The sequence below is a fragment of the Hymenobacter sp. genome (genome assembly GCF_036387835.1).
Taxonomy (GTDB): domain Bacteria; phylum Bacteroidota; class Bacteroidia; order Cytophagales; family Hymenobacteraceae; genus Hymenobacter.
Genome location: NZ_DASVSY010000007.1, coordinates 135,382 through 143,708, shown reverse-complemented (window position 1 = coordinate 143,708; position 8,327 = coordinate 135,382). Strand labels below are relative to the sequence as shown.

Here is an 8,327-nt window from a genome sequence, read left to right as displayed (position 1 = left end):
GCAAAGATCGTATGCAGGTGCTCAAAGGCAGCTTCGGGCAAACCCGTCACCGCTTGTAGCTGGCCCCTACGGGCCACAACAGCGTGATAGTTCATGCAGCAAAGATCAGCAATAGCTCATTAGTCGATATAAGCTCTAGTGAAAGATATAAAAGGTTTGGGTGGAGCGTAGCGCGGAAGCCACAGGAAATCCGTTCCGCGCTACACTTTGGCGTAAGTGATGCAACACAAAGTTCTTCACTAATTTACCTGCTTCACTGCTGTTTTTGCGTAGTGTACCTACATACATCAGCGTAAAGAGGCAGCCAGCAAGGTTTCACTTTGCTTCAACATCTGCCTGGCTTAACGGTTTACGCAAGGTTCCTCTCAATTCCCGACAACCATGAAATACAACCTATTGGGCAATACCGGCCTAAAAGTATCAGCGCTGTGCTTGGGCACGATGACTTTTGGCGGCAAAGGTTGGGCAGCAGCCATTGGCGCGCTGGATCAGCAGGCAGTGGATGAACAGATGCGGCGCGCCATTGACGCGGGCATCAATTTCATCGACACGGCCAACGTCTACTCAGAGGGCTTATCGGAAGAGCTAACCGGCCAATCCATCCACAACCTCGGCCTCTCGCGCGATTCGCTGGTGCTGGCTACCAAAGTGCGCGGCAAGATGGGCGAAGGTCCTAACCAGGTTGGCTTAACGCGCAAGCATATCTTCGACCAGGTGGAACACTCGCTGAAACGGCTGAAAACCGACTACATCGACCTCTACCAAATTCACAGCTACGACCCGCTGACGCCGCTGGAAGATACCCTGCGCGCCCTCGACGACCTAGTGCGCAGCGGCAAGGTGCGCTACATCGGGGCCAGCAACCTGGCAGCTTGGCAGCTAATGAAGGCGCTCGGCTATTCCACTTACAACCACATCGAAAAGTTTGTGTCGCTGCAAGCTTACTACACCATTGCCGGCCGCGACTTGGAGCGCGAAGTAGTGCCGCTGCTACTCGACCAGAAAGTAGGCTTGATGGTGTGGAGTCCGCTAGCCGGTGGTTTCCTAAGCGGCAAGTTCACCCGTGACCAACAGAGCGAAGAAGGTGCCCGCCGCGTAAACTTCGACTTCCCACCCGTCGATAAAGAAAAAGCCTTCGACATTCTGGATGCCCTACGCCCCCTGGCCGAAGCCAAAGGTACCTCCGTGGCGCAGTTGGCTTTGGCTTGGCTGCTGCATCAACCCGTAGTCACGAGCGTGATTATCGGGGCCAAGAAGATGGAGCAGTTGGAAGACAACCTTAAATCGGTGGACGTGCAGCTGACGCCGGAGGAGCTAAAGCAGCTAGACGAAGTCAGCAAGCTAACGCCCGAATACCCCGGCTGGATGCTGGACTTTACCGCCCCCGACCGGCAGCCGTAGCGGCTTGCTTCAACACAGCATAAAGAACGTCCTGCAGAGACGCAGCATCTCGCCCGCTTCCTCAGGCGATTGTAGAGACGCGACACTTCGCGTCTCGGCATTGAACGACCAAAATTGAGTTCTTAATAAACAACATCAGCAACGAAGAGACGCGAAGTATCGCGTCTCTACATCGTTCAACCTCAGCACGCAGGCTGCTTCGGCTGCGCCTCTACAGAACGGTTATTTTTACAACGTTGGCACACGAGAAGCTTCAACAAACAGACGCTAGATCCAGCAGGACCGGCTGGTTGATCTCACTCTGAAACTACACCTCCACCCTACCCTCGAACACGTGCGTGGCGGGGCCGATGAGGAAGATGTTGGTGAAGGCGCCATTTGATTGTGTTTCGAAGGTGACGCGTAGCTCGCCGCCGGGCGTTTGGAGACGCACTGGGCTTTGGGCGCCGTGTTGCGAGGCTGCCAGGGCCACTGCCGTGACACCGGTGCCGCAGCTTAGGGTTTCGTCTTCCACGCCGCGCTCGTAGGTGCGCACCTGCCAGGGCAGGTTGGGGGTTTCGGGTATCTCTACGAAGTTGATGTTGGTGCCTTGCTCGCGGAACAACTCGCCGTAGCGGATGGCACGGCCTTCGGCAAACACATTCAGCTCGGCCAGGGTGCTGGCGGGCATAAAGCGCACAAGGTGCGGCGAGCCGGTATTCAAAAACACACCGCTGTGCTCTTCGATGTGCTGGTGGCCGGTTACGTCCTGCATACGCAGGTGCACCGTACCATCAGCTTCTATTTGGGCTTCGTGCGGGCCGTCGGCGGCCAGGAAACGGGTGTGGCTTTCGATGACGCCGAGTTGCCGAGCGAAGGCAACGGTACAACGGCCACCGTTGCCACACATCGAGCCAAGGTGACCATCGGCGTTGAAGTACACCATCTCGAAGTCGTAGTTGGGGTGCTGGCGGAGCAGGATGAGGCCGTCGGCACCGATGCCGCGGCGCCGGTCGCAGAGGTGCTGCACGAGGGCGTGGTTGGCGGCGTCGAAGTTGTGGGCGCGGTCGTCCACCATTACGAAGTCGTTGCCGGTGCCTTGGTATTTGTGGAAGGAAAGAGTCACGGGATGCGGGTCAAACGAATTTACGCAGCAGGGCAATCTGCCCGGCGTGGTAAAGATAATGCTGAACCACGCCATGTAGCAGCACATAAATAGACACGCCGGAGCCATCGGCCCGCTGGCGCGCATCGCCGAGCACCGTATCCAGCTCGGTGGCGGGCAGGGCTTCCGTAATAGCCACCAACTGCTCGTGCGCTTCGTGCAATTCCTGCCGCGCCCGGAGCCAGGCGGCTTCGTCCGCCACGGCTGGAAACGTCGGCCAATCGTCGCGGGTCATGGGCGTGAGCTGCCGGGCTTCCACTCGCTGCGCCACCGTAACGGTCCAGGTGGTGAGGTGCTGCACCAACTCGCCAATGGTGTGCACACCCGGCCACGGATACGCCGCGGCTTGCGCGGCCGTGAGGTTGGCTAGCGTTTGTTGCAGCGAAGGCCCGGACCAAGCGTCACCATCAAAGGTGCGGCGGAGCTGGTCGGCAATGCGTTCTGGTTCAGACATGGGGTGATTGTTAATTGTTGATTGCTGGTTGTTAGTTGTTGATTGCTGATGGTTGCGTAGTCTGGTGTAGGGCGCAGCCTAAGCTTCGCGTGTGGTTGCTGATTGGTTGGCGAGACGTTGAACGATGTTCTTTGTGATGAGGCGCTATCCTGCTGTTCTACGATACGCGAAGCTTAGGCTGTGCGCTACACCAGACTGCGCAACCATCAGCAATCAACAATCAGCAATCAACAACCAGCAATCACCAACCAACAATCAGCAACAACTACCTTTGCCCCGCATGTACACTTTCCTCACCACCAGCCCGTGGGCTGACTACGAGCTGCTCGATGCGGGCAACTTCGAGAAGCTGGAGCGTTTCGGCCAGCACATTCTGGCCCGCCCCGAGCCGCAGGCCATCTGGGACCCGCACCTGCCCGCCAGCGAATGGCAGCGCGCTCACGCCACCTTCACCCGCGAAAAAGGCAGCCAAGAGCGCGGCCAGTGGAAAATCAAGCCCGGCACCCCCGAGCAATGGGTAATCGGCTATGAGCGGCCCGACGGCCTGAAGCTGCGGTTTCGGTTGGGCATGTCGTCGTTCAAGCATGTAGGGCTATTTCCGGAGCAGGACCCCAACTGGCAGTTCATCTACCAGCAAACCCGCAAGCGCAAAGCCGCCGTGCCGCGGGTGCTCAACCTGTTTGCTTATACCGGCGCCGCCACCCTGGCCGCCCGTGCCGCCGGCGCCGACGTCACCCACCTTGATTCGGTGAAGCAAGTGAACTTTTGGGCCCGCGACAACATGGAAGCCAGCAACCTCGACGGGGTGCGGTGGCTGGTGGAAGATGCCATGAAATACGTGCGGCGCGAAGTGAAGCGCGGCAGCAAATACCAGGGCCTCATCCTCGATCCGCCTGCTTACGGCCGCGGGCCCAACGGCGAGAAGTGGCAGCTCGAAGACGAGCTAAACGAGATGCTCAAGCTTTGCAAAGAGCTGCTCGATCCCACCGACCATTTCTTCCTCGTCAACCTCTATTCCCTCGGCTTCTCGGCCCTGATTCTGGAAAACCTGGTAGGCGAAATATTCCCTACCATGCGGGAAAAGCGCGAGATTGGCGAAATCTACCTGCACGACGCCGCGGCCCGCAAGCTACCCCTTGGCACGTTCTGCCGGTTTGCCACTTGATGCTCGTTTTTCGTTATTGGTTTTTGGTTGTTCGTCTCGGTTGTCTGACGAGTTTTGAAGCCCAATCACAGAAAACAAAAAACCAATAACCAATAACGCACATGAAAAGCCGCCTCGCCCTGATTGACATGGGCACCAACACCTTTCACCTGCTGATTGTGGAGCTGCCGGAAGAGCCACACACCGAGCCACTGGTGTTGTTGCGCGACAAAGTAGGGGTGCGGCTCGGCCAAGGCGGCATCAGCAAAGGCGAAATCACCCCGGAGGCTTTTGCGCGGGCGCTGCACACGCTAGATGCCTTTCAGGAAGAAATCGAACTGCATCAGGTCAAAGAGGTGCGCGCCACGGCCACCAGCGCTGTGCGGGTCGCCCGCAACGGCCAGGAGCTGGTGCAGGCCATCTTCGAAAAAACGGGCATTCGGGTGGAAGTTATTCCCGGCGAACGAGAAGCGGAACTGATTACCAAAGGCGTTCGGCAAGCAGTGCCGCTCGGCCAGGAACGCAACCTGATTGTGGATATTGGTGGGGGCTCGGTGGAATTTATCATTGCCGATGAAGCCACCATTTTTTGGAAGCAAAGTTTCGAAATAGGCGCACAACGTCTGCTCGACCAGTTTTTCCCGGACCCGAGCGGCGTTATGCCCGCCGAGGCAGTAGCAGCAGAGCAAGCCCACCTAAGTATAGTACTGGCCCCGCTGGTGGCGGCCGTGGACCAGTACCAGCCAGTAGCTGTAGTAGGCGCCTCCGGCAGCTTCGACAGCCTCGCCGATATGCAGCTCGGCCAGCTGCGTACCGAAGCAGAGTTGCCGCCGTGCACCGAGTTAGCCATGAGCAGCTTCCAAAACAGTTACCGCCAACTACTCAACGGCACCCACGAGCAGCGCAAAGCCATACCCGGCATCCTGCCCATGCGCGCCGACATGCTGGTAGTTGCTTCCGTGCTGTTCGATTTCGTATTAGGCATCAGCGGCATCACCCGCATCCGCACGTCTGCCTTCGCTTTGAAAGAGGGGCTGCTGGCGGAAATGATGAGTGTAAAGTAGCAAAAGCTGACAGGCGCGAGGACTAGAACCAGCAGCTAGCCTCTAGTAGTCTTGCTTCCCTGTCACCTCACCTCCTGGCAGATACGGTGGATGAACGCCATTTTCTCGACCACTGCGGGGGTGATGATGAAGGGGTAGGAATCGGGCTGGCCCATGCTGCGGTTGAGGCTGTTCATGGCAAAGGTGAGGGGTAGCCACTGGTCCATGATGTGGTGGAAGTCGTCTTGCTCGTAGGGTTCCTCCTCGATGGTGGCTTGCAGGTGCTGGTGGGTTTCGGCTATCACCGGGTTTACGCTTAGCCCAAAAGCATGGGCCGTTTGCAGCGTATCGACGATGTGCAGGTAATGCGCCCACGTTTCGGCCCAATCTTCCCACGGGTGGCTGCTGGCGTAGGAGCTGATAAAGTACTGTGCCCAGTCGGCGGGGGGGCCTTGGGCGTAGTGGCGCTTGAGTGCCTCGCCGTAGTCTTGCTGCTCGTCGCCGAAAAGCTGCCGGAATTCCTCTAGATGGGGCGTGTTATCGATGAGCCGGTCCCAATAGTAGTGGCCGACTTCGTGGCGGAAGTGACCTAGCAGCGTCCGGTACATTTCGGCCATGGCTTTGCGGGCCATTTCTCGTTCAATATCGTCGGCTTCGGCAATATTGATGGTGATGAGACCTTCGTCGTGGCCGGTCATTACCCGTTCGCCGCCTTCTTTGTTGGGGTCGGCCAGGAAATCAAACCAGAGGCCGCGCGCCGGGTCAACGGCTTTACTCACGACGGGCAGATCCATACGCAGCAGACTGTATACCAGGCGGTGCTTGGCTACTTCCAGCCGGCGCCACCGTGCTCGGTGCTCGGGCTGCTCTAGGTTGGGAATGGTACGGTTGAGGGCACAGGCAGTGCAGAAGGGCGTGGCGCTGCCTTCGGGCACCAACCAGTTGCAGGCTTGTTCGGTGTGGTTGTGGCAATAGGTGTAGCTGGGTGCATCCTGGTGCGTAGTTCCGTACACCCGAAACGTGTGGCCGTCGGGCGCTTGCACCAAGGGTAGCAGTTGTAGCTGCTGGCTCTCGAAACCCAAGGGATAGTGGCATTTTTCGCACTTATCGTTTTCGAAATACAGCAGCTGACCGCAATGAGTACACTTGAAGAGTTGCATCTGGTTGAAAAAGAAAGGTCGGATAAGATTTGCCCTGTGTACGGCTGATTGCGTAAACCTGCTACACTAAATACCTGGTGTTACGCAGATGGCCTCACCCGCTAGCCCCCTCTCCTCGGGGAGAAGGAGAACCAGCTCTAAAAAACCGGCTACTCTCTGAGGGAATGACAGCTAGAGCTAAAAAACAGGAACCAGTTCCTCCTCTTTTCGAGGAGAGGAAGCTAGCGGGTGAGATTAACGTGCGAAGTAGTAAGAGCCAGAATAGGCAGTTGAAAATCAGTGACAGTGGACATTATAATTTCCCGCATAACCCACTAACCAGAAGGTTATATCAGAGCAAAACCATATAAAAAATTAGAAGTTGACTAAAAAATAAAAGGCTTTTCGCGTTTTATTGACTTAATTCCTGCATCAACCCCCTGCTAGCTCAAGGGTAAGCACCTCTGGTACAACAGACGTTTCCACTGGTTGCTGCCCATCGACTGTTCAACTTCCTGCTGTCTTTTTTCCTCAGTTACATGCAATCCACTTCCCTTCTTCACACCTACCGGGAACAGGCCAACGTGTGGGACGAAATGTTTCAGACCGAAAAGATTCGCCCGGAGTACCGCAACTTCGTGACGGCAATTGAGAACTTGCCCGTTACGGAAATGACCCGCAAGGTGGAGCTGGCCAAAAAGCTGTTTCTAAGCCAGGGCGTCACGTTCACGGTGTACAGCAGCGGCGAGGGCATCGAGAAAATCTTCCCCTTCGACATCATACCGCGCATCCTCAACCACAGCGAATGGGTACGCATTGAAGCCGGTATCAAGCAACGGCTGAAGGCGCTCAACATCTTTCTGAAAGACATTTATCACCAGCAATTCATCATCAAAGACGGCATCATTCCGGCGGCGCTGGTGTATTCGTGCCCGCAGTTTCTGCGCGAAATGATGAATGTCAACGTCCCCTACGACATCTACACCCACATTGCGGGCGTCGACTTGATTCGGGACCATGACGGAGAGTTTTACGTGCTGGAAGACAACCTACGCACGCCCTCGGGGGTGTCGTACATGCTGGAAAATCGCAGCATCACCTACCGCATCTTCCCCGATCTGCTGCCCAAGAACAACGTGCAGCCCGTCAAGGACTACCCCGATTTGCTGTTCCGAAATTTGCTGGCCCTCGGCAACCGCCAAGCCAGTGAGGCTACGGTGGTGCTTCTCTCGCCGGGCATCTACAACTCGGCCTACTTCGAGCATAGTACCTTGGCCCGCCTAATGGGCATCCGGCTGGTAGAAAGCCGCGACTTGATCGTGCACGACCATTTCGTGTACATGAAAACCACCCGCGGCCTCACCCGCGTCGATGTTATCTACCGCCGCGTCGACGACGACTACATCGACCCGCTGGCCTTTCGGCCGGATAGCGCGTTGGGCGTGTCGGGGCTGTATTGGGCCTACCGCAAGGGCAACGTGGCCATTGTGAATGCCATGGGCAACGGCGTGGCCGACGACAAAGCCGTGTACTGCTACGTGCCCGACATGATCCGCTACTACCTCAACGAGGAGCCCATCCTCAAAAACGTGCCCACCTACCAGCTCGACGACCCCGACAAGCGTCAGCTGGTGTTCGACAACATGGCCCGCATGGTCATCAAGCGCACCAATGAGTCGGGTGGCTACGGCATGCTCATTGGCAGCAGCGCCACCGAGGAGGAAATGGACGCCTTCAAAGCGGCCATCACCGCCGACCCGCGCAGCTTTATCGCGCAGCCCATCATTAGTCTCTCCTCCACTCCCTGCTACATCGACGGGGTGCTCCAGCCCCGCCGCGTCGACCTGCGTCCCTTTGCCCTTTACGGCCCCTCCGGCATCGACATTGTGCCCGGCGGCCTTACGCGGGTAGCCCTGCGCGAAGGCTCCCTAGTGGTCAATTCCTCGCAAGGCGGCGGCAGCAAGGATACGTGGGTGCTAGGGCCCAATGACATTTAACAGTT

The 8,327-nt window shown here is 57.4% G+C and carries 7 protein-coding genes; 4 read left to right on the top strand and 3 right to left on the bottom strand.

Translation table 11 applies throughout. From position 1 onward, the window contains the following. Positions 1-381 precede the first annotated feature (381 nt). Positions 382-1,401: an aldo/keto reductase gene (locus VF639_RS01355; RefSeq protein WP_331144080.1), complete on the top strand. Its 1,020-nt coding sequence runs from the start codon at positions 382-384 to the stop codon at positions 1,399-1,401. 307 nt (positions 1,402-1,708) lie between these two features. Here the strand turns inward: VF639_RS01355 and dapF are convergent, their stop codons facing one another. Together dapF and VF639_RS01345 are read right to left on the bottom strand one after the other, a co-directional pair. Continuing rightward, positions 1,709-2,506: a diaminopimelate epimerase gene (gene dapF, locus VF639_RS01350; RefSeq protein ID WP_331144079.1), complete on the bottom strand. Its 798-nt coding sequence runs from the start codon at positions 2,504-2,506 to the stop codon at positions 1,709-1,711. Between the two features lie 10 nt (positions 2,507-2,516). After that, the gene (locus VF639_RS01345; RefSeq protein WP_331144078.1) at positions 2,517-2,999 is read right to left on the bottom strand and encodes a DinB family protein; all 483 of its coding nucleotides are present in this window, start codon (positions 2,997-2,999) and stop codon (positions 2,517-2,519) included. A 280-nt stretch (positions 3,000-3,279) separates the two neighbouring features. On the opposite strand from VF639_RS01345, the gene VF639_RS01340 reads away from it, so the two are divergent. Next, entirely contained in the window at positions 3,280-4,164 is an 885-nt protein-coding gene (locus tag VF639_RS01340) for a class I SAM-dependent methyltransferase (RefSeq protein ID WP_331144077.1), read from the top strand. Positions 4,165-4,265: 101 nt separating this feature from the next. After that, entirely contained in the window at positions 4,266-5,207 is a 942-nt protein-coding gene (locus VF639_RS01335) for a Ppx/GppA phosphatase family protein (RefSeq protein ID WP_331144076.1), read from the top strand. Between the two features lie 62 nt (positions 5,208-5,269). On the opposite strand, the gene VF639_RS01330 is transcribed toward VF639_RS01335, so the two are convergent. Continuing rightward, positions 5,270-6,346, bottom strand: coding sequence for a zinc-binding metallopeptidase family protein (locus VF639_RS01330; protein WP_331144075.1), 1,077 nt, complete (start codon positions 6,344-6,346; stop codon positions 5,270-5,272). Between the two features lie 518 nt (positions 6,347-6,864). On the opposite strand from VF639_RS01330, the gene VF639_RS01325 reads away from it, so the two are divergent. After that, on the top strand, positions 6,865-8,322 hold the full coding sequence (locus tag VF639_RS01325; protein WP_331144074.1) for a circularly permuted type 2 ATP-grasp protein: 1,458 nt from the start codon (positions 6,865-6,867) through the stop codon (positions 8,320-8,322). Positions 8,323-8,327 lie beyond the last annotated feature (5 nt).

Excerpts from the sequence above, each read along its gene's own strand:
- VF639_RS01355 (WP_331144080.1), top strand. The coding sequence starts at position 382 with ATGAAATACAACCTATTGGGCAATACCGGCCTAAAAGTATCAGCGCTG.
- VF639_RS01345 (WP_331144078.1), bottom strand. The coding sequence starts at position 2,999 with ATGTCTGAACCAGAACGCATTGCCGACCAGCTCCGCCGCACCTTTGAT.
- VF639_RS01340 (WP_331144077.1), top strand. The coding sequence starts at position 3,280 with ATGTACACTTTCCTCACCACCAGCCCGTGGGCTGACTACGAGCTGCTC.
- VF639_RS01335 (WP_331144076.1), top strand. The coding sequence starts at position 4,266 with ATGAAAAGCCGCCTCGCCCTGATTGACATGGGCACCAACACCTTTCAC.
- VF639_RS01330 (WP_331144075.1), bottom strand. The coding sequence starts at position 6,346 with ATGCAACTCTTCAAGTGTACTCATTGCGGTCAGCTGCTGTATTTCGAA.
- VF639_RS01325 (WP_331144074.1), top strand. The coding sequence starts at position 6,865 with ATGCAATCCACTTCCCTTCTTCACACCTACCGGGAACAGGCCAACGTG.